This window comes from uncultured Parabacteroides sp. (assembly GCF_902493135.1).
Lineage (GTDB): Bacteria > Bacteroidota > Bacteroidia > Bacteroidales > Tannerellaceae > Parabacteroides.
Genome location: NZ_CABUOD010000006.1, coordinates 39285 through 59571 on the forward strand (window position 1 = coordinate 39285; position 20287 = coordinate 59571).

Here is a 20287-nt window from a genome sequence, read left to right on the forward strand (position 1 = left end):
TTGCTTTATTGAGATTAGAAATGAAGGGAGTTATAAATCGTATTAATATCGTCCTGCACGTAACCCATATAGATTAATGTGGTCTGTGGGTTTTTGTGATTGAGGATTTTCTGAATCAGCGAAAGCGCTTTCATCGTTCCCCCATTCGCCTCGAATGTGTTGCGGGCAAAAGTTTTGCGGAACGTGTGAGTGGAAAAGTGTTGTATCTTAACCTGATACCGGACCCGGAAATATTTCAACCGACGGTTGATGTACTCCCGTGAGAATGCCTTGCCTGTATGGGAGTTCCATATTATCGGCAGAGAGAGGTCGGGAGAACCGACCAGTTCGTACATTTGAGCGATGTTCTCAATAATTTCCTGATTGAACGTAATCAGGCGACTTTTCTTTGTTTTCTGTTCCATTTTTATCAATTCGCTTTGGTGGAGTATGTCTTTCCACGTTGTTGTGCGAACATCTGATATCCGGAACGCCGTGCAATATGAAACCTTACAATAGGCTTCCCACTTGTAGAGTTTATCCTTGTGAAGTCCGTCGAAGAGTTTCTTTAATTCTTCAAAAGGAAGGTAGTCAGAGGTTGTTGCTTGTCCTTTACGTGCCATGGCCTTATAATTTAGCTTGCATGATCCGGGCTTCAATGACATCCCTGGCTGTTACTCTGTTTCTTTGATTGCCCCGGCGACGATTTATCATTGCCGCACTCCGCAGAATAGTGAGACAATCGTCGATACAGGTGATACACTCCAATGTTTTTTCGGTGTCGCAGCCGTCGTTTTTGCAAACTCTTGCCATAACACGCACCTCGTCGATGGTCATGTTGTTCAGACCCGGAAATTTTTCTTTTGTCATAGGACTTTATGGATTAAAAAAGGCGGTGAACTTCCGCTCACCGCCCGATTACATTTTATTTCTCTAAGTAGTTATTCTTTATCTTTCTCCTGTTTTTTTTCAGCATTTGACAAGGAAAAAATACAGAGGTATTTGGCTACCGAATATTCTGATTCAGAACCAAAGAATAAATTTATTTCTGTTAGGGCTTCTTTGAATCGGCCTTCATCCAACAAAGGCTGTATCTTTTTCATACATCTATTCCCTAATATGGTGTCTATATTGGCAATAATATTTTGAAGTATGTTATAAATTGCCATCAATTGATTTGAGCTTAGAATATTCATTATTTTATTAAAACGATCTTTTTTCTTTTTCATGTTACGATTAGTTTTAGTTGTTTAATTTCCTTTGCATTAGCTGAACGACAGAGTTTGATGCAGGATACGCCCATTGATTTTTCCGCCTCTATCAGCATACCTTTGGACACCAAATCTTTGTACAATTCATGGATGTAGGTTTCGCAGGGATCACCGGAGGACACGCCGATGGTATGCTCAATTGTTTTTATGCGGATTTGGTTAGCAAGTTGTTCGACTACTTTCTGCTGCGGTTTGTAGAGGTTGCGACGCTTGGTTGAGAAAAGGGAAAGCAGTCGGGTTTGGATACAATCATGGTAGGTCTGCCGGTAGTATTCGATTTCCTGTTCGCGATTGTACGGATAGACTTGTTCGTATGTATCGGTACACCGATGTTTGAACGTGGTTCCTTTGGCGAGAATCGCTTCGATTTCCGGGATGCGGCTTTCTTCACAATAGCCGGAGAGGTCCATCGGGTGACAATAGAGGTCAGTAAACTCTTTGACAATGCCAGGACATTCGGTATATTTTATTGACTTGATTTCGTAACCGGCTTCGCTAAAGAGCCGACGAGCTTCAGCAAAGAAAGCATCTTCTTTTTCCTTAGACATGCCGGGGTGGTCACCACCCCAAACATAGCCGGAGTCAAGGCGGAAATAGACATTAACCAGTTTGGGGACATTGAGCAACTTAGCGGAATGTGTCAGGCTAATATCGACCTCGGCATCGTCCGGCTGGCGCATTATATCAATGTGCGTATTCAAAATGCCATACTGTTCAGCATATTTCTCGAAGTGGACGATTACCTCGTCGAATGTAGAAGCGCTGCAGACTGTATGCGTACCGATTTCGGCGTCTTTATCCACATAAAGTTCGTACCATTTGTCCGTGTTGGCATCTGCTTCTTTTATTTCCACGGAAAATTCAATCCGTAGGGCACGGATTAGTTTTTCATATTCTGCTTTCATATTTTACAAGTTGTTTGGGTAAGAATAGAAAAGGCGATGAATGTTTGTTTTCACCGCCTTGCAATTATTTTCGCTTACTAATATTTAGGATTAATCAGTTCATCATGGCATTTATTATCTGAACGTATCGTTTTCCGAACTTCTGTTCGATATATCCGTCCATTGAACAAGTTTTTCCCTGATAGAGCGCTAATTCGGGTTGGTATTCGGGATCTCTTTTCCCAAATTCGTCATCCATCCCTATAATGTCTATCTGGTACATTCCCAACCATGAGAGTATCCCTTCCGTTTTTATCAGTTCAAAAAAAGCAGCATCGGTTTCCCGGCATAACAGATGCTTTGCCTTCTGAAAAAGTGTATATCTGGAAAGTAGGTTTTCGAGAGCGACAATACCGGCACATTTCGTTTCGGCATATATGATAGAACAATGCCGACCGTATTTTTCATGGATATACATTATTTCCAGCCATGACAGACCGCTCCACTGTTCGGGTATCTCTTCATTCAAAATATCAAAAGCCTTTGTTTTTTTATACCCTTCGCCGCTGATAAAATATTCAAAGGATTGGCCTTTGACTTCATGGGGAAAAGTATGCGGAAAAAATAGAATTTCTTTTTTCCGTTTTACTTTTACTACTTTCATATTATTTCGTTGTTATAAGGCCATTCTAAGAGGCAGTGATTACAGATTGCTACTTCTTCGTCGTCGAGGATTTCAATATCGGTGCTCCCACATTCGGGACATACCGGGGTTGACTTGTTGTTTTCTTCCATGTCAGTTACAATTTTCTTATTCTTATATAATTCTGTCAAATCAGCTTGTTGTCAGGAACTACTTTATAGACTTATGCACGGGGCTTCATCGGAAGTGAGAAAGCCATGTTCCAGCAGCCAGTGGACGAGTATAATTAATCCCTCGACCTGCACATTCTCAATAGGTTCATCAAAGTCTTCGCCCGCTTCACCATTAAGGGTACATAGTAGCTCTGATTTCTCGTTTATGAAAAGGTCGTAAACCGTATTTCCTTCATAACCTCCATAACAGCCATTGAATGTATTGCAAATTGCTACAATTGGTGAGTTTTGATACTCTTCCTCAATATTGGCATCACGATAACGGATACCCCGGTTGGTGTAAAATGTACCGATGACTCCATTTGCTTTTTTGACAGCTTTCCGGATGAGGGCGATTGTCTCTTTCCGTATCCTAACGATTTGTAATAGCCGGGAATCTTTTCTAATGCGGGCATACACTTCCTGTTCTATGTCATCAGAAACTTCGTCGAAAGGTGAAAAGCCATTGTATTCTTCTATGTATTTGTCTTCATCAAATTCGTACTCCCGACATATAATTCCCTGAACACGGAAAAATTCTTCACGTGCCAAGGTATGTATGGTATCATCATCGAAACTCTGCGGGAAATACAACGGGGCAAGGTATTGCAGCATCACCTCGTATAGGTTGTCAAAGGGAAATTCTTTTTTCATATTCTTCCTTTTATTATTAAATTCAATATCAATACTGCATTCTATTTGACCGGATTTGCATAGTCCACGGTCTTTTCTCCCTTATCGAACAGAGAATCGGGAGCCAGGGCACCTAAATTGTCCCGTATATATTCGACAGCCTCTTTCGCATCGGTGGCTTCGACTTCTACTGTCGCATTGTAAATCATTGTCAGGGTGACAACGAATTTCTTTTTGTCGTCCGCAGTAAGTTCTGTTACTGTTTCCATTTTCCAATACCCGTAATCGGAACCATCGCCGGGGTGAGCACCAAAATAATATCCTTCGGGGGCATAGTTCTCAAGGGTGTCTTCCAAATTTTCCAAAAGGGAAATAGCATCTTCACTGTTCCACCACTCTGCGTTGCCGTCTTCGACAGCACGAGCGGGTACGACATTCAGCAGTTGAACGTATTCAGGAGTATCCCGAATGACATCCATGTACCGGGGTATCAAGTCCTGGAGCCGCATGGTCCCGTGTGATACGCTGGCATCAAGGTCAGCATGTATCGTGTTGAGTGTTTTTTCGTCGGTGAACATAGGCTTATTATTCAATTAGACATAATGGAACCCAGATAGATGACTCTCCAAAATCTTCAATTGATTTGGCGTCAGCTTCAATCGGTTCGCAAAGTGCGGCAATTGATTCGGGTTCGATTTCAAAGAATCTTTGAGATTCCGGCCATTGAATAGCCCGGAACATGCTGTTCGCTTCGGGTTCTTTTCCAGTATGCTGCCGATAGAAATGCTCGGGAACGTACATAGCTCCATTGTCCTCGCAGTTGAAACACGGATAACCTATGTCGTTGTTTTCATAGAAAGAAGTATCTTCCGGAAATTCCACTAATACATAGCGACCGGTGGGCTCTTCTTTTTTCCATGTGTTTTGACATGAAAAACACTGATAGGTTTTATCGAACGGATCGTAGCGGGATGCTTTTTTGCCACATTTAGGACAAATATATTTAGGGATTTCTATGCTGTCTTCAGCAATAATTTCCATACTTATCGAATATAGTTGTTCACAGTAATCATCGCCTAATTTGTCTGCCAACCTTGACATCTCGGAATCTGTAACGTTTGAAATATCAAATCCTTTCCCTTCCAAATCGTCACGGCAAATGTGAGAAATGGGGAAATAGGGCAGCTCACCCGTTAATCTTGTCAGTAAACTGTTTTCATCGGGTGTGGGGTTTGTTTTCTGTTTGAAATACTGGTGCAGGTCTTCTGTTAGTTGTCTATTCATATTCTTTGCTGTTTATTGATTTCATTTTTGTTGTATTATCCTGCAAGAAGTGTTTGTTTTATCCCAATGGATAAGTCACTGATGCTAATCATGGATTGCATTTCTTCATCTTGCATACCGAGGAAATCCGCAAAAGCAGTGCATTGGGCTTCTATCTTTTGTTCGACGCTCTTTTTTGTTGCTTCATCTGATCCCTCTAAATAATTTTTCCGAAGGTCTTCGATTGGTTCGTCAAATTCGCCAAAATCATAGTTTGCCGTGTGCATCTCGGATAGTAATTCGATTCGCTTGTTGTTCGGCAGCATGTAGTAAATCTTAGTTTTGAGATAGTTTAAGGCGATCTTGAAAATCCAATCTACGACAGTAGCAAAAGAGTCGTTTTCGTCAGGTGTTTGCAAAGGGACACCTTCATTGATATATGTCCAGTCATCTGCAAAGAACGATGAATCTGTTTTGCGAACAGAGACTTCAATTGTATAATTTTCATCGCGAAATTTGTTTTCTATATCGTCTATATCATAACGCATCCAAGCGAGTACGAATGAAATACCACCTTTAATACGACGGATATATACTGTACCATCATCTTTCGCTAACATCGGCTTTACACTATCCGCAATCCATTTTCGGGTATTTTCTTTTGTTGCTGTTCCCATGTATGTTCTTTTAATTAGTGTGTTTCAAAATAGAGAGGAGTAGCCCTTTTTTCGTCTACGTCAAATTCCTGCGAGAAATCATTATCGACGGTTTCAAGCCGTAATGTAAATCCCCGGTCGGTAAAGGATACGGTTATGTCTTGCATTTTATGCAAAGGAACCGATTCACACTCCAAGCATCTGGCAAAGAAATTGTTTGCCGCTTTAGTGTATTGGCTGGAAAATTCTATTGCTTTCATTTTTTAATTATAATGCAATTATTTAGTTCTATTCATTTATATCTATAAGCGGTCTAAGAGTTCATATACATCAGTCAAAATAAACTCTTCAACACCAAAGTCGCATAGCGATTTAATACCATTTAAAGAGTTACAGTAGTAAAACAGCAAATCGTCCTGGTCATCTAATTCGTTGTTTAGCTTGATTGTAACATCTGCGTGTGGACTGTTATCCAGATATTTTACGCAACAGGAGGCATAGAGAGGTTCTTCTTGCCTATGTTCCTTCAAGAATGCTTGAAACAACCTGTCAATCTTTTGCTGGAGGTGGTTTTTATTCTCTTCCAACATAAGGTAAAGTATATTTGCCAACTCCTCAGTGTGAAAGTTATCTAACTCCAGCGTGAAGTTGTCACCATCGAAGTCGGTTCTCACCATCAGTTTTCCGTCTTCAAATACAAAAGATTCTATCACGCAATTGCTCCCGGTCTCTTCTACGGCTTTGTATGTTTGACCATTTACGGGTTCAACTTCTCCACCGAGCATCTGTACCAACAGAATCATCGACTTCTTTATCTTTTCGTGTTTCTCCTTAATCTCTGCTTTGAGAGACTGTATTTTTTCTATTTCGTTCATTGTTATCATTGATTTATGTGAGGTCGGAATAACCCTGCAATGCGATGTCAATCACTTGTTTTGTAAGGTCATCGTAGTAGGTTTTACCACTGTAAATAATGTGGTGCATGATTTGAATTTCCTGCTTTGTCATCTGAGATTTGTTACCACAAAACGGACATCGAGCTATTGTAACTAATTGATTATTTATAATTTTCTGCTGTACGATTTCGATGACAAAATATCCTTTTACGTTCTGTAGGTCTTGAAATGGTATCTCCGTTTTTTCATCGCCCGGACAGGGAAAATTGATGCCGAAAGAATAGCCGGATTTGTGTTCATGGCGTATGTAGAAATTAGTGTGTCCGACGGACAGTTCGCCTTCACCAAACAGATGCCGGGATATGGCTATTTGAAAGCCCCGTTCAAAATCGTCATAGTGTCCGAACAGTTTCTGGTGGTCCTCGTCGGGAAATGGGAAGCGATAACAAAAGTGGTATTTGGGGTCTAAATAGTTTTTGGGGTTATAGATTTCGCCTTTGCTTACTGCAAAGTGAATTTCCTTCTTCAGTTGATGGTAGGTAGTGTGATATAGATTTTCACAGCATCCGAGATTAACTGTTCCGTAATTGGTATGTTTAATAGTTTCGCTCATAACTAAGTTGTGTTTATATAAAACGGACGTGTTGCCCGGAGGTGTTGAAATAACCGTCATTGCAATAGGCCGCAAATTTGTCGGGAGTGAGTTTTTGGGTTGGTTCGTCCTTGTCCCAGTTGTTTTCGTAATCGGCCAGAATTTCCTCGTCGGTTGCGTTACGTTCGAGACGTGATGCCGGGAAAACGTAGGCAAAAAGTTCTTTGTCAGGTACAACGGATGATGAGCTACGCCGTTCGCTGCCGTTATATACTTCACAAGCCCGATTCACCAGTAATGTCCGGCTATGCACGGAGAGTTCAGCATAGAATTTCTCGGCTGCACCGTACACCGTAGGATGGGTGGCTGCGCACCATTTTTCCCAGAAGTGTGGGTAACTAACGGAAGCGAATACGATGCGACATTCTTCCTCGCACCAAGCGTTCCACATATAGTAGAAGAAGCTACTGACTATATTTTCTGATGTTCTCATATTGAATTATATAATTATTAATGACGTTTGATTGTTTTATGATATGCGATTTGCCGTCTCATTTCTGCAAAAACGGACCTACTTATTTTTTCGTCATGGGGATATAACCTTTAAGCCTGTCATAAAAGAATACTGTGATTCCATTCTCAATGTAGGAGCAAAAACATAAATTTAATATTCCAATAGAGATTGCAATTATTTTCATGGAAAGAAACTTTGCTTCTTTCTCATTGTCTATTTCTGCATAAAAGCATTTTGCTACTTCGTCATAATGCCAGTCTAATTTTGATATTGATTTTAATTGCTCTAAAAAGCCTTTAGGCATTCTACCATCATTATTGGCTACCAATATTTTTTTCATATTTAACTTTTTATATTATTTTGTATTTTACTTTTTCAATCCACCCAGAAAGTTCTGCAATGAGGACAACGGTTCCCGCACGGGAAGTTGTTGTCGTAATAAACATCCCGGTGACGGTTCATATTCATATCCCCGGCAGAGCAGCCGCCAGCCTTGAATGTTGCCGTGTATTTGGCTTCCTGTTGTATGTGGGCGGCCATTTTACTCGACTTAATAGACTTTTTGATTGGTTGCGTTCCCAGTTCCCACTGGGTGCTGTCACACCAGTCATGGCACATGCCGCAGACTTCAGAAGCATAGGAATAGCGTACCTGAGAGTCAACGAACAAGTTGTCCCGGTTGAAAGGAAGGGTGATATCTAAGGGCAAAGTGGTGTCGAAGCCTGAACCGTTGTGGCTGTCTGCTACGGCAACCACAACATCTCCGTGAAAGTGAATTGTTTTAAAATCGTCGTTATCCTTACTGACCAATTCGTTGAACATCGCATTGAAGTAGATACGCAATTCTCCACCATAGCTGGCGTTTTCTACGAGGTCAGAAATACGGTCATCGAATTGCCCCTTTTTAAGTTTGAGGGCACGCCTGATCTTATAACAAGCCATTGCTTCGGATTCCCCCCGATAACTTCCGCACCAATCATCGTGATAGCCGTCAATTTCGACACCAAGAGAGTAGAACATGTTGGTTGTGCTGGTATTCTTAATAAGGTCTGTTACCGGATCTGTATCGTTCCGTTCGTAGAGTAAATCACAAATTTCGTCTTCATGGGCGTCAAATTCTTCTTCACGGCCATCGGCTGACATTTTTTTACGGATATTGTTGAGCTCTTCATTACGATACTGAATTTCCTGCTCTCCAAACCAGTCATCTATTTTTTCGTATAGAGGGACGAGGTTGTTGTCTTGCAGACATTTTTGTTGAAGGTCTTCATGTTCATCCAAGTCATCTTGGTAATCGACATAATAGAGGCTGACTCTGGACGGGATATAGGGTAATATTGCTGCTTCCATAGACTACATATTTAGGGCTTGTTTGACGTTGTTGATTTTGGACTTGGAGAATATCCAGCCGGGACCGCAGGAAAGGCGGCCATTGAATGAACCGCCAAGATCACTTAGCGTTTTCTTTATCGGCTTGGTATCTCCGATGATGGCAAAGGATTTTTCAGAATAGTCAATTAGTTCCAATCCTTGCACAGAGATGGTTTTACCGGCAGTTTTATTCGTTTTTACAGATTTGGCTTCTTCTTTAATTTGGGGGGAATAATCCTTTTTGTATGTCCGTTGATATATTAAAGTCGATACTGTATTTTCTTTTTCTACTACGTAATCTTCCATTTGATACTCTTTGCCTAACTCTTTGTTGAGCAGTTCGAGTTCCTGGCTCCGAACAGCATCGCTAATATTTCTACTGGTAGAAATATAGCCTATGCAACCGTAACGCTGATTGAATGGAGTGTTAATCGAATATGACGAGTCGGTCATTCCCTCCCAGCCTTCATCTTTAAAGAGGTGGGTTATCTCGCTTATTTGTTGCTCTGTCGGTCCATCTTCCCAGCTAACCGTATAAGAATTGTAGTGATATTTTTTCACGGAGAATTTTGTTGCTGGAAATTTTACTTTGAGCAGGGTACGAAGATTGTTTGCGGCAGTCTTTTGGTCGTACTTATCTGTGGTAACCGTCAGGAAACTGTACTCTTTTTCGATGCGTGCTTTTTCCTCATTTCGTAACCGGGTGGTTTCTTCCTCCTTTTTGATGCGCTCTTCTTCGGCTTGTTCCCGGGCTATACGCAGACGTTCGCTAACCTTATCACAATCAGCTTTCATTGATACCCTATAATGTGGCAACAGACCGGTATAACGCATATAATCGTAACCTTGGGCATCCGCTGTAATAGCACGCCCGGATGGTGTACGGATGAGTGTGAAATGGTTGTAAAAAGTTTCTCTTTCAAATGAAGAATAGCTGCAATCCTCACGGTTTTCTGCAATATCTTCCGAGTAACTGCCGCCTTTGTCTCTCAGGAGATTTGTATTTTCGGAATATTCCAGAGAGTCAAATTCTTTTTCGCTCACGTCTATCACATCAACAACTTTACCCAATTGCAGATATTCCTTGTAATCCTTCTCCATTTGCAAATGGGTTTCAAGCATATCTGTCAGGTCTTGGTGTTTTGACCCTTTTAAATAACAGTATATGAAATTGCCAACAGAAATCTGTCCGGCAGTTTTAGGCTTGTTTTTCTCGGCTTGTTCCCGGTATTTCAAATAATTGTCCGATACTGGACGAGGCATGAATATGGGGTCTCCTTTTTCACTGGTTCCATCGAACCAGTAAATACGCTCCCATTGGTCGAACGTCTCGTTGATGTTCGTTTTTAACAACGTTTTCATGGTTTCACTGTCCAAACCTCCGATATTGCAGTTACCGCTCATCAAAAAGCAGCATCCATTACCCCACGAGCCTTGTGTTATGCCCAGGTTGTGCCCTTTGAGAACCAGTGTGCCATTATCGAAATTCAGATAATACCGTTTCCTTTTGTGTGCAAAGATTATCCGACCCTCTCTGATGGAATCGACGATTATTTCACTGATGCTGGTTGCAGCAAAACTGTTTACCTTTATAATGGTGAGCTTGTCACCGGCTTTAACTTGTTCAATCATATCATAGTCCACTTATAACCCTGAGTGGAACGGGTCAAACTGTTAGAAAGTATAGGTAAATTGAAGGGGTAATGATTAACGATTGCATATATCCATAAACTCCTCAGTCATCTGATTGCGCTCGTATTCATCACAATTGAAGTCGAAGAACATACCTGATGCGGCTAACAGATTATAACTGTCCTCGTAGCTCATGCGATTGTCCGGCTGGTATTTTTCAATCATATCCCAATGTGCTTGTTCTTCGGCGATATGTATTCTTTCTTTATAGGTTTTATACCACCCCAGAAATTTTTCTTTGGGTATTTTGTACTCGACTTGCAGGTCACGGTATCGTCCGGGAGGCAGCAAGAGATGTTTGTCTATATAGGCTTTGACTTCACCGATAAGACCTTCCTTGTTAAAGGGACGATGGGAACGCGCAATGAAATAAATATCATCTCCTGTATAAGGATGGGTAAATTTGACATGCACACCGCGTTCTTCAACATGCGCAACGATGAAAATCAGAAAGTCTTCATGTTTTTGCCGGTCTGCCTCTTTGTAAGAATGGGGGAAGATATGCAAATAAAAGTCCTGCCTTAGCCCACGAAGGAACCTTTCAAGCTGGACACACCGCTGATGAAATAGAAAAGTTCCTCCCCGACACTGGCCTCCCCGTACATCATGGTAATAGTACCTATACTGTTTTTGTGTGCAAGCAAAATGATCCGGTACATCGTAATATGTCCGATATGTCCTGTCGTTTTTACAGAAATCATATATTTCTTGAAAGGTTCTCATAGATTTACAATTTTACCGGTTCTCCATCGTCTATTACCCGATAAAACTCATCCCCGTCAGCCCATTTTCTTGCTGCAATATTCAGATCGAAGGCTTCTTCCATATTCAGCCCCCTGGCTGGTATGAAAGCAAGAAGTTCGGCCATGCAAACATCACTTTCGTGATATTCTGCCTGGATTTCTTCTAAGGTCAGTTTGTCGCCTGATAATTTTGCTTTTTCTTTATTTACTTTCTTCATCGTTTTTTCTGAATTTAATCGGTTATGAAATAAATAGTCTTTGAGTGCTTGTTTTTCAGATACAAGGTTGTGAGAGGAGCATCGGACGGTCTGAACGCCAGCCAATCCGGTTGATTATTCGGAGTGCAATCGCACCATTCTGCGTAATCACACTCCGGCAATATTGAAATCAGATAGTCTGTTTTAGGGTCGTTATAGGGAACTGCATTAAGTTTCAATTCTCCTTTTTCAATCTGTTCACAGATATTTATCGACTCTTGCAAAAATACTTGCATACTATACTTTGTTAGGGATTTATGAATTGGAATACTTCGGGATTATGCTGATAGAGAAGGGCTAAGTCGGCGATAACCATAGGGTAATTTACAAACCCGCTTTGGCGTTGATAATTTGCGTTTTTAGCCAGTCCATTCTCTTCGAGAAATCTCAATGCGTCAGGGTGGTTGTTGCAATCTACAAATGTACGGGCCGGTAATCCAAAGGCATCCGGATCACCAAGGTTAGTAGTCAAATATTCATAATCGTCTGAATTTCTTGTGTTTACCACGCTAATAGCCAGCCAACCATTTCCGTAAATGGCAGGTTCTACACGGACTTTACGACCTTTGTATTTGTAGATTTTCTTTCTATAAGACATATCGGGAGGAATGATTTCAAATTCATCTTCTCCTTCTGTGAAGGATAACATCGGGTTATCCACGCAGTAATATGTTTCTTCATCTTTCCGGCATAGATAGGTACAATTGTCTGATTTGATGATTGCAAATTCAAAATTCATATTCGTTGTTGTTTGATTGTTAATATTTGGTAGGATTGTTCCGGTGATTAGGTATGGGTTTGCCATCCTTTTGTCGGAACTAACTGCACGCACATTGATTCATCGGGAGTACCGTGATAGACTAAACCGCCCACAATTCCTTCTCGCCCATCAGGATAGCGTTGCACAAACAGAAATGAAAGTGGAGCAAAATCCCTGTGTAACTCAATCTCGCAAGGATGGTCAGGATTGTTTGTCTCCCAGCTTTTTAATCTGTCAAGGCACTCTTGCAGTGTAGGATCGTTGGTTTCTTTGGCATGTTTCATTGCTTCATCATACCATTCCTGGCAAAATATTTTCATGGTGTTTTATATTAAATGGTGGGTACTTATTAGTCTTTATCGAAGAAGTTGGTGCGGGAAATCAGGTCTTTTAGCAGGCTTGCGTCATCGCAAATTGACTTTAAGCCGGCAGCCAAGTTCATCAGCTTTTCCTTATCCTTGGCATACACGCAGAACATACCGCATTCGGAATCATACACCAGCTTCGAGTCATTTTCCGACGTTGTTCCATTAAAAAAACTTATTTTCAATGGCGTTGAACCTATTATCTGATTGAAAGGGTCGTCCGGCATTTTTTCTGATATAAACTTTTTGATTAACGCCTCGAAGTTGTACCCGTTTCCTTCGGGATCATTCGGCGTTTTTCGACATTCACGGAAAGTCTTTTCGTATTTGTTGCCCTCGTGCAAACACAAGGAGTACAAGCCGTTTTCGTGATCGAAGATGTGAAACGGAACTATTGATTTGTTAAATTTAATCAGTTCTGTTTTCGGAGAAGGTTGTTTTTTACTTGTTGTCATATTATTCGTCTATAAAAAAAATGAATTCTGCACAGTTTCCGGGCAAAGTACCGGCATCGTTGCGCCGGTAAAAGCCTTCGGTTTCAAAGTTCACACTGACCGGACGGCCTTCTGCTGTTTCCAGAAAATCGTTTATTTGCTTTTCTTCTTCATCACTAAGACCTGTATAGTCATCGTTTACAAGAGCACAAGCCCAATAAACCGGCAAGAGATATGTAACAGGACGCGCCATATTTGATTATTCTTAGAATGTAAATCCCACGTAAACTTCTGTTTCACCCTTGCACAGCCGTTCATGGTTCACATCGTCGTACTTATAGGTGCTAAACTTTTTTTCTAACGGAACATATCCACCTCTGACCCATACCGGGGCCGTTTCGGAATCTTTCAGGCGGAAGAATTCTCCCTTTTTAAGTTCACCGATGCTTTTCGTCACAGAAGGTTCATGGGGACTTTTTTCATCGTAGGCAATCCGTATGATTTTCTTCACTTCCCGAATAGGTAGTTTAAATTCTTCGTCGGTGACATAGTAAGCAATCTGATTGTCAACGGCTTCAACTTCGCCGGGGACCTCAGCATCAAATAACCCGTCTTGCTCCAAAGTTTTTTGCAGCGATTCGGTGGCAATTCGGATACAACCGATTGTGCCGTCCATCTCGATATAAGCGGAGGGATATTCCACTCCCTTATAGATTATCGGATTTGAATTTCTCATATCAATAGGTATAAACTTCCAAATATTCAGACTCGTACACCTCAAAATTGTAGAGGTTTTCTTCATCGCTGGCAAGGTTTTGCCAGTAGTCGTTCACGAAGGAAAGAATGATTTCCAGGCAGGCTTTTGTTTTACGCTGGAGCAAGTCAATAGCCCTGTCTTTCCACTGGCCACTTTCAGCAAGTTCTTGTAATTGTTCTTCGCTCATATTCGTATTTTTTTTGCCTACACCTTTCTCTATTGCTTTTTCCCATCTGGCGATGTCGAAAAACATTTGTAGGATTTTATCTGTCATAATTCAAAATTTGATTATTCGTGGTATTATTTTTTAGTGAGTTTCTCTTTGAGCGAGTTTGTCAGTTGGTCGCCATATTCATAGCCGTAGAAAAATGTTAGTGACTCGTATTGCTCCAGCTTTTCCTTGCTTGTGAAATACTCGTACCAAAACGCATTGCACATCTTATGTCTGTTGGTCTGCCGGAGAACGACGTAGTTTTCGCCTAACCATGCAAATCGACGAAGCACTTTTGTTTCTATGACGTCATAATGGGTTGGAGCTTGCCAATTAAGACGGTTTATATCACTGACATTTGGGGGCATTTTGGCTTCTATCCATGTTGAGAACCCCTCTTTGGTTACACCTGGAATTTGCTTTTTGACGGCTGCCCATTCTGAATCATGCGTTTCTTCAAGGGTTGGAAAACTTTCAGGATAGAGTTCCCGGTCGTTTCCATCTCTGAGTTGTTCGTTCCAGTTCTTATCGCAGACAATAATCTCAACGGCTTTACTGAGGTGGCAGTCCGGTTCGCAGCATCCATACGGGGCGTCACACAGGGCACTCCAAAGGCGGTCACAGCAACTCATGTCCCGCCCTACATATCGTTTGGGACTACCTTCTTCTGTCTGGACTTTCCATACTTCAAGGTAAACACCGTATTCAATATGGTGGAGCCTTACTTTTATCGTTTTCTTGTCTTCTGGCATGGTGATTCTGTTTTTTGATTGGTAAATACTTCTTCCTTAATCGAGAGAGCCACCATCCAGACAATGTACATGATAGCTATTTTTCGAGAGGGCAATTCGGGATTATCACAGAGGCTTTTTACGGCATCGAACAGTTGTTCATCCGTGACTTCTGCAAGTTGTTTTTGCACATACTTTTTGTCAGCAATTACAGAACAGGCATCGTCTCCGCTTCCGGATTCCGGGACGGACTCTATATCACTACGGGTTAATCCGACTTCACGGTGCAGATAATCGAGGTAGTAATAGTTAAGCCTGCTCATATTCTTCGTAATATTTAATTTTCAACTTCTTGCATATTTCTTTGATACTATATCCACCCGTGGCATCTGTACTGAATAATTCCCCACTTCCAAAATAGCTGATGAAATCGCTCACACGTTGGCACATTGTTAGCTCTTTCCATTCTTCCCAGCTACTTCCAAGGAAATCCATAAATGATTTAAGGTGTTTTACACCCCAGCTTTTCGTGAAAATTTCGTCGAGCGTTTCTTCATCTACCCAGCCGTAGCTATATCGTGTACTGCCCGGAGGACATTCACACTGGTAAATACACTGCCAGCTTTTCTGTTTAGGTTTCCACCGCATAAGCAGACCGTATTCAAAAAGGCTGGTCGCTTTATTGACATCGGTCCCATGAAAGGTCGTATTATGTTTTGCCATAATCTCAATTTTTATTGTTGTAATTAGATTAGTTGATATTAGTTTGCATCGGTTAAACTCAATGCGTTTTTTTTCGTAGGGGCATGAAAAAGCCGAGATTCAGGCAGAACCCCGGCAGAAACAGAAAAGACATAAAGCGTTATATATTATATCTTTACTGTGTAGTTAGAAGCCGAAACATGGCACTCGTGGGCAGGTAAAAACAAAGTAGGCAGCTACCGCTATACCCAATAATCCCGTCACAAACACGATGTTTGAAATCTGGTCTTCGTACTTCTTGATAAAACAATAGATTTTTTTCATGGCTTTGTTTTTTTAAGGTTACTTGATTTTTGCGGGTTTATTCTCAAATCACTGGTTGATAAGTGCCTATCCAGTCAGAGAACGCTTCTGTAAAGCAGTCCACCGGCAATTCATAGATTTTGCAACATTGATTTTTGACCTTACGGCGAACCCCTTCGATTTTTTGTGCGATGTGAGGTGCTTTGGGAGATGCCGGTACATGCCATTTTCCGTAATAAGTAGCGGTATATTCACGTTGCATTTCATTGTTTTTATAGCAGCAAACCAGCACTGCCGGGTTTTCACCAGAGAGTTCGCCTGAAGCGATAAGTCCGTTAAGCGTACCTTTGGCAGCTTTGAAATTTTCGAAGCAGCCCAGACTCATGGTACGGTCTGTACTGAATATTTCTACCATATATGTATTATGATTTTGTTTTAGTGTTTATGTGGGGCATTAACCTCTAATAATAATTATTCTCTTGTCTTCTGGATTTATAAGTCCAAAACTTAATCCATTCCCAATGCGTTTTATGCCGCACAGTCTAAGTATTCGATCCATACGTTCGATGGGAACCATTCTTTTGTATGAATGATTTGCTACAATTTCAACAACCCTATAACCACAACCTTGTAGGCTTTCAAAGCCCATTTCGTACATAAACAGTACTTCTTTCATTTCTTTTCTCATTGCAAATATTTTTATAGAATTTATTTTTTAGGCGATTTTGAAACTACCGTGTATTCCTTTTACTTCATCTATTCTTGTCCTGTCAGGATAACAGCGGAACACAGCTCACCCAGTTAAGTGTGATTTGGAAGCAGCCCTGCTGCACTGTGTTAACCGTGTTATTTTAGAGGTAGGACGAGCGTCATCACGACGCAAAGAAGTAAAGTTGAAGTTTATTTGAAGTGTGGACTATTCAGGGTACAATCCTGACAAAGTGTATATTAAAGCCCGTGAGAAACCACCGGAAAATGACATATATTACACGTTGCCACATAAGAATGGCATATAAAAAAGTAGCAGATAGCAGGCATATTCCAGCCCACTACCTGCATACTGACCAGCTTGTCTGACCGCTTCCGTGCAGTGGTGCTACGGTTACAGTGACTTGCGGTTGCCTGGTCGCTTTTTTTTAGTCGCAATTATCCCCCTATCTGGATGCTGGGAACTCTGGCGGGTGTGAGTAAATTCATGGACTTGTTTGCCACGAAAGTACATTCAAACCCATGCTTTTGCGGCTTTTTATGTGCGCTCCTTTGTTGCCCTTCCTCAAACATCTTCGATTTATAAGGACGTGAATAATTGGGTATCGGGGCAGGTTTGCGGTCGCGCACCTTTGGCGCAAACAATTTGTTCCATGTCTGTTTCCAATTCTCCCATGTCAGCGGAGATACTGCCCCGTTGCGAACGTGTAAAACAGTGCCCCGCTTCATGGCAGCCCCGATGATTTGCCCCAGAAGTTTTGACGCTTTACGCAGGTATAACACATCCGCACCGTCCGGGGAAATTGTTACGAAATATTGCGTTTCCGCAGGGTTAATTTCGGGCATAGTTACCCTATACAACCGACAATAATTGTCGAGAATATCTTTAGCTTTCATTGCTTTACAGTTTTTTGATTGTGAAAATTTACATCCGAAACCACTTCATGTTAGGGCGTACTTCTCCCGTAATTCCGCCGGGGAAAAATTTTTGCGTAACATTTTAATGCAGTATGTACACAAAAAAAGCAAACACAGGTGAGATGAGTAGGTATAAAAAAGCAGACCGCACCTTTTTGGGTACGGTCTGCATGAGGCAAACGGCTTGTTTTTAAACAGCGGGTGCGGCTACCATTGCGGTGGCGGTAGGGACAAAAGTCGCTCCGGTTGTCGTTTCTTTGCGCTTTGTCGTCACTTTTGTAGGCTGTTTTTCGGTTGTTTCGCTTTGCGTTGCATCCAAAGTTTCGGCTTTTTTAACAATCATGCGCAGATACTCACATTGCGACAAAATCGCTTTTGAATGCTGATAGATGGCAGCTTTCAAGTTTTCTTTTTTGCACATTGTAATAGTGTGATAATCTTTTACTTTTAGTGCTGTTTGGCTGAAAGGTACTTCCGAAACAAGCGCATTTGAAACTTTGCCTTCCGAATTGGTACGGTAAATTGTGTTACCGCTTAAAAATTGGTTGAACAACTTTCTTTGCTTGATATTGGTATCTGCAAAGTCCTTTTCTAAATCTCTACAAACAAAATACTCTGCAATACAGTATTTTAACAGACTTTGAATGATAGTCAAAGCATCCGTTTTTTCGACTTTGCACACCTCTATATAGCGTACATTTGTAGTCGTTTCACCCGTTTTTGCGTTGGTTGTTGTACTCTGTTTTGCCAACAAAATAACATTCGGGCTACATACTAAATCGTTAATTGTAACGTCTTTAGATACATTGATAACTAATTGTTTCATTTTCTTAAAATTTTAGATTGTTAATAACTACTTTTTTTATTTCTTCGCAAAAGGGTGTATTTTCCCCTTTGACGTTTTTATACGTTTTTTTTGGATTAGCAAAATTTTTCAACTTTGCTAAAAAGAAATTTTGTCAATCGTAAAAACATAGGGACAAAACAGAGCGTATCAGATACAACTCGTATAAGATTATAAACCTTATAACGGTGTTTTGTGTGTGTTCACCTTGTTACGGGTGATTAATTTACTGTTTGTCAAAGAGCGTTTTTCGTATCAGCTTTTTTATTCGCTTTTTTGATACTGTTTTAAGTCCGTTTGTTTTGGGTAGTTGTTTCCCGTTGGACTTGTTTAATGATAATATTGATTTTTCTATTTCCAAACTTTTTCCAAAATATTTTTTTTAGGGACGGTCAAAATCCTTTCTAAAATGAATGAGAACACACGCGCACGCGAAGGGATATTTATAAGTCATTGAATATCAATTACTTAAAAGAAATATTATTCCCCTTAAATTTTTTTTTAATCGTTTTTATCCGAATAATCAAGTGTAATTAAGTAAAACTGATAGCAATTAATTTAAAATCAATTAGTTACAACTAATGTAATAGGGTAAACAGAAAGAAAATATTTTTTTTGGTTACAAATTGAAAGTTGTGAAGGTGATTAAAGAGTAAAAAGGTTTACTTTGTACAAAAGTAAACCTTATAATTAACTGATAATCAGTATATGTTTCGGATTGAAAGAAGAAAAAAAAGACGAGGGAGGGTATGCTTGCCGGTGCGGATGGCATACGCTTCCAAAGCCCGAATTTTCAAGTCTCGTTTTGGAAACTGAGCGATTATGTACTGAGAAACTTACTTTTTTTCAGTGAGGAAATTAAGAAGAAACGACTTGAAAAAATGGTTCTAAAAGGGAAAAGTACCTTATACATGGTGACAGAGATAGGAATATATGTATGGGTTATATAAGGTAAAGTGTTGATGTCGGGAATATTTTGTCTCGAGGGAATGTATATACTATATTGTAAATAGGAGTAGCTATATTATATATGAAGAATACTGAAACTTGTTAGACGTTGTTTGGATTATACTTATTTGCTTAGTTTAGTACGAAAATCAATAATGATTAATATAAAATATTGTTTTCACTCTATTGAGGTTGCGGAAATCCATAATTATTATTTCCACAACCTCATTATAGGCAGTTTTTTAGAATTTCTATTTGTCTAATTAACGATTACTAATGATATAACAATAATCCATGTTCGACCACCATGTACTGTTACAATCAATTCCAACTATATTATCATTTACATCTATTGAGACTATATTATTAAACGCTGTAGGTACACAATTTCCTTCAAATTCAGCAGGGTTTATTGCGACAAAGAATCCCTTACATTTTATAATTGCAGTTGCATGTCCTCCTCCGACTCTAATAGCACCAATCAGCGCAATATTACGTCGAAGTTGGAATAATTGTTTTATATACTCGAAAGCATTTTCATCTATATTATCTACACAATTTAATAAGGTAAGGTAGTCTTTTCCAAGAAAATTAGTATTCAATATAAAGTTTTGGACTTGGGCCGGGGTTGGAGCTGCAACATCAAGATTATTTAGCTGCAAATCATTTGTCATATAGTTATTAAATTGGTCCTCAATTGGTCTGCCTACAGGAGCAATAATACCAAAATTAGCCATTGCCATTTGTAAACATGCGGAGAAACATGAATTTACATAATCTTGCGGTTTAAAATGAAAATTAGGTGCTCTTAAAGCCCAATCATGATCTTGTGGCATAATATTAATTGTAATTGTTCCTACTCTGTTTATTATTAGGCTTTTCGGAGACCGCCCTGTGAGTTTGCAAGGGGGAAGGTAAGGAATTAGAGGGAGAATGGGAAATGAATTTTCCGAATGACCGAATGGTCTTCCGAATGGAAAAAAGAGAGAATCCGGTTGGT

34 protein-coding genes are annotated in these 20287 nt (G+C 40.3%); all 34 read right to left on the minus strand.

The genetic code is table 11. The annotated features are described in order from the left end of the window. Positions 1–14: 14 nt before the first annotated feature. Positions 15–602 carry a tyrosine-type recombinase/integrase gene (locus tag RDN79_RS04135; protein ID WP_298552693.1) on the minus strand — a complete coding sequence of 196 codons (588 nt, stop codon included), beginning with the start codon at positions 600–602 and terminating at the stop codon, positions 15–17. Positions 603–606: 4 nt separating this feature from the next. Next, positions 607–849, minus strand: a complete 243-nt coding sequence (locus RDN79_RS04140; RefSeq protein WP_298552695.1) for a hypothetical protein — start codon at positions 847–849, stop codon at positions 607–609. A gap of 71 nt (positions 850–920) precedes the next feature. Then, positions 921–1208 carry a hypothetical protein gene (locus RDN79_RS04145; protein ID WP_298552697.1) on the minus strand — a complete coding sequence of 96 codons (288 nt, stop codon included), beginning with the start codon at positions 1206–1208 and terminating at the stop codon, positions 921–923. After that, a complete protein-coding gene (locus RDN79_RS04150; RefSeq protein WP_298552698.1) occupies positions 1205–2155 on the minus strand; it encodes a hypothetical protein in 951 nt (316 codons plus the stop codon). The genes RDN79_RS04145 and RDN79_RS04150 overlap by 4 nt, the downstream gene beginning before the upstream one ends. A 94-nt stretch (positions 2156–2249) precedes the next feature. Then, on the minus strand, positions 2250–2798 hold the full coding sequence (locus RDN79_RS04155) for a hypothetical protein (protein ID WP_298552700.1): 549 nt from the start codon (positions 2796–2798) through the stop codon (positions 2250–2252). A gap of 194 nt (positions 2799–2992) precedes the next feature. Then, positions 2993–3643 carry a hypothetical protein gene (locus RDN79_RS04160; RefSeq protein ID WP_298552702.1) on the minus strand — a complete coding sequence of 217 codons (651 nt, stop codon included), beginning with the start codon at positions 3641–3643 and terminating at the stop codon, positions 2993–2995. 41 nt (positions 3644–3684) lie between these two features. Next, positions 3685–4200: a hypothetical protein gene (locus RDN79_RS04165; RefSeq protein ID WP_298552705.1), complete on the minus strand. Its 516-nt coding sequence runs from the start codon at positions 4198–4200 to the stop codon at positions 3685–3687. 7 nt (positions 4201–4207) lie between these two features. Then, positions 4208–4906 carry a hypothetical protein gene (locus RDN79_RS04170; protein WP_298552707.1) on the minus strand — a complete coding sequence of 233 codons (699 nt, stop codon included), beginning with the start codon at positions 4904–4906 and terminating at the stop codon, positions 4208–4210. 35 nt (positions 4907–4941) lie between these two features. Further along, complete coding sequence (locus RDN79_RS04175; protein WP_298552708.1) at positions 4942–5562, minus strand: hypothetical protein; 621 nt, start codon at positions 5560–5562, stop codon at positions 4942–4944. A gap of 14 nt (positions 5563–5576) precedes the next feature. Beyond that, positions 5577–5801 (minus strand): hypothetical protein, encoded by a 225-nt coding sequence (locus tag RDN79_RS04180; RefSeq protein ID WP_057256247.1) that lies wholly within the window; start codon positions 5799–5801, stop codon positions 5577–5579. Between the two features lie 42 nt (positions 5802–5843). Further along, positions 5844–6416: a hypothetical protein gene (locus RDN79_RS04185; RefSeq protein WP_298552711.1), complete on the minus strand. Its 573-nt coding sequence runs from the start codon at positions 6414–6416 to the stop codon at positions 5844–5846. Between the two features lie 13 nt (positions 6417–6429). Continuing rightward, on the minus strand, positions 6430–7050 hold the full coding sequence (locus RDN79_RS04190) for a hypothetical protein (RefSeq protein WP_298552713.1): 621 nt from the start codon (positions 7048–7050) through the stop codon (positions 6430–6432). Positions 7051–7063: 13 nt separating this feature from the next. After that, a complete protein-coding gene (locus RDN79_RS04195; protein WP_298552714.1) occupies positions 7064–7522 on the minus strand; it encodes a hypothetical protein in 459 nt (152 codons plus the stop codon). Positions 7523–7604: 82 nt separating this feature from the next. Continuing rightward, positions 7605–7883 carry a hypothetical protein gene (locus RDN79_RS04200; RefSeq protein ID WP_298552717.1) on the minus strand — a complete coding sequence of 93 codons (279 nt, stop codon included), beginning with the start codon at positions 7881–7883 and terminating at the stop codon, positions 7605–7607. A 35-nt stretch (positions 7884–7918) separates the two neighbouring features. Then, positions 7919–8893: a hypothetical protein gene (locus tag RDN79_RS04205; RefSeq protein ID WP_298552719.1), complete on the minus strand. Its 975-nt coding sequence runs from the start codon at positions 8891–8893 to the stop codon at positions 7919–7921. Between the two features lie 3 nt (positions 8894–8896). After that, complete coding sequence (locus tag RDN79_RS04210; RefSeq protein ID WP_308572922.1) at positions 8897–10546, minus strand: LPD29 domain-containing protein; 1650 nt, start codon at positions 10544–10546, stop codon at positions 8897–8899. Positions 10547–10621: 75 nt separating this feature from the next. After that, complete coding sequence (locus RDN79_RS04215; RefSeq protein ID WP_298552722.1) at positions 10622–11113, minus strand: hypothetical protein; 492 nt, start codon at positions 11111–11113, stop codon at positions 10622–10624. A 14-nt stretch (positions 11114–11127) separates the two neighbouring features. Next, on the minus strand, positions 11128–11307 hold the full coding sequence (locus tag RDN79_RS04220) for a hypothetical protein (protein ID WP_298552724.1): 180 nt from the start codon (positions 11305–11307) through the stop codon (positions 11128–11130). Positions 11308–11333: 26 nt separating this feature from the next. Then, positions 11334–11567: a hypothetical protein gene (locus RDN79_RS04225; RefSeq protein ID WP_298552726.1), complete on the minus strand. Its 234-nt coding sequence runs from the start codon at positions 11565–11567 to the stop codon at positions 11334–11336. A gap of 14 nt (positions 11568–11581) precedes the next feature. Next, complete coding sequence (locus RDN79_RS04230; protein WP_298552728.1) at positions 11582–11842, minus strand: hypothetical protein; 261 nt, start codon at positions 11840–11842, stop codon at positions 11582–11584. A gap of 11 nt (positions 11843–11853) precedes the next feature. Further along, positions 11854–12345, minus strand: coding sequence for a DUF4313 domain-containing protein (locus RDN79_RS04235; protein ID WP_298552730.1), 492 nt, complete (start codon positions 12343–12345; stop codon positions 11854–11856). A gap of 47 nt (positions 12346–12392) precedes the next feature. Next, positions 12393–12686, minus strand: a complete 294-nt coding sequence (locus RDN79_RS04240) for a DUF4120 family protein (protein WP_298552732.1) — start codon at positions 12684–12686, stop codon at positions 12393–12395. Between the two features lie 29 nt (positions 12687–12715). Further along, positions 12716–13186 carry an Imm51 family immunity protein gene (locus RDN79_RS04245; protein ID WP_298552735.1) on the minus strand — a complete coding sequence of 157 codons (471 nt, stop codon included), beginning with the start codon at positions 13184–13186 and terminating at the stop codon, positions 12716–12718. Position 13187: 1 nt separating this feature from the next. After that, a complete protein-coding gene (locus tag RDN79_RS04250; RefSeq protein ID WP_298552737.1) occupies positions 13188–13418 on the minus strand; it encodes a hypothetical protein in 231 nt (76 codons plus the stop codon). Between the two features lie 12 nt (positions 13419–13430). Continuing rightward, positions 13431–13901 (minus strand): hypothetical protein, encoded by a 471-nt coding sequence (locus RDN79_RS04255; RefSeq protein WP_298552739.1) that lies wholly within the window; start codon positions 13899–13901, stop codon positions 13431–13433. Between the two features lies 1 nt (position 13902). Beyond that, positions 13903–14196: a hypothetical protein gene (locus tag RDN79_RS04260; protein ID WP_298552741.1), complete on the minus strand. Its 294-nt coding sequence runs from the start codon at positions 14194–14196 to the stop codon at positions 13903–13905. Between the two features lie 26 nt (positions 14197–14222). Further along, positions 14223–14885, minus strand: coding sequence for a hypothetical protein (locus RDN79_RS04265; protein ID WP_298552743.1), 663 nt, complete (start codon positions 14883–14885; stop codon positions 14223–14225). After that, positions 14861–15187, minus strand: a complete 327-nt coding sequence (locus RDN79_RS04270; RefSeq protein WP_298552745.1) for a hypothetical protein — start codon at positions 15185–15187, stop codon at positions 14861–14863. Before RDN79_RS04270 ends, RDN79_RS04265 begins: the two co-directional genes overlap by 25 nt. Next, positions 15174–15587: a hypothetical protein gene (locus RDN79_RS04275; protein ID WP_298552747.1), complete on the minus strand. Its 414-nt coding sequence runs from the start codon at positions 15585–15587 to the stop codon at positions 15174–15176. The genes RDN79_RS04270 and RDN79_RS04275 overlap by 14 nt, the downstream gene beginning before the upstream one ends. Positions 15588–15933: 346 nt before the next feature. Then, positions 15934–16284, minus strand: a complete 351-nt coding sequence (locus RDN79_RS04280) for a hypothetical protein (protein WP_298552749.1) — start codon at positions 16282–16284, stop codon at positions 15934–15936. 39 nt (positions 16285–16323) lie between these two features. Continuing rightward, positions 16324–16557, minus strand: coding sequence for a hypothetical protein (locus RDN79_RS04285; protein ID WP_298552752.1), 234 nt, complete (start codon positions 16555–16557; stop codon positions 16324–16326). Positions 16558–17015: 458 nt separating this feature from the next. Continuing rightward, complete coding sequence (locus RDN79_RS04290) at positions 17016–17474, minus strand: hypothetical protein (RefSeq protein ID WP_298552754.1); 459 nt, start codon at positions 17472–17474, stop codon at positions 17016–17018. A gap of 211 nt (positions 17475–17685) precedes the next feature. Next, positions 17686–18321 (minus strand): hypothetical protein, encoded by a 636-nt coding sequence (locus RDN79_RS04295; RefSeq protein ID WP_298552756.1) that lies wholly within the window; start codon positions 18319–18321, stop codon positions 17686–17688. 1229 nt (positions 18322–19550) lie between these two features. Then, positions 19551–20123 (minus strand): hypothetical protein, encoded by a 573-nt coding sequence (locus RDN79_RS04300; RefSeq protein ID WP_298552758.1) that lies wholly within the window; start codon positions 20121–20123, stop codon positions 19551–19553. Positions 20124–20287 lie beyond the last annotated feature (164 nt).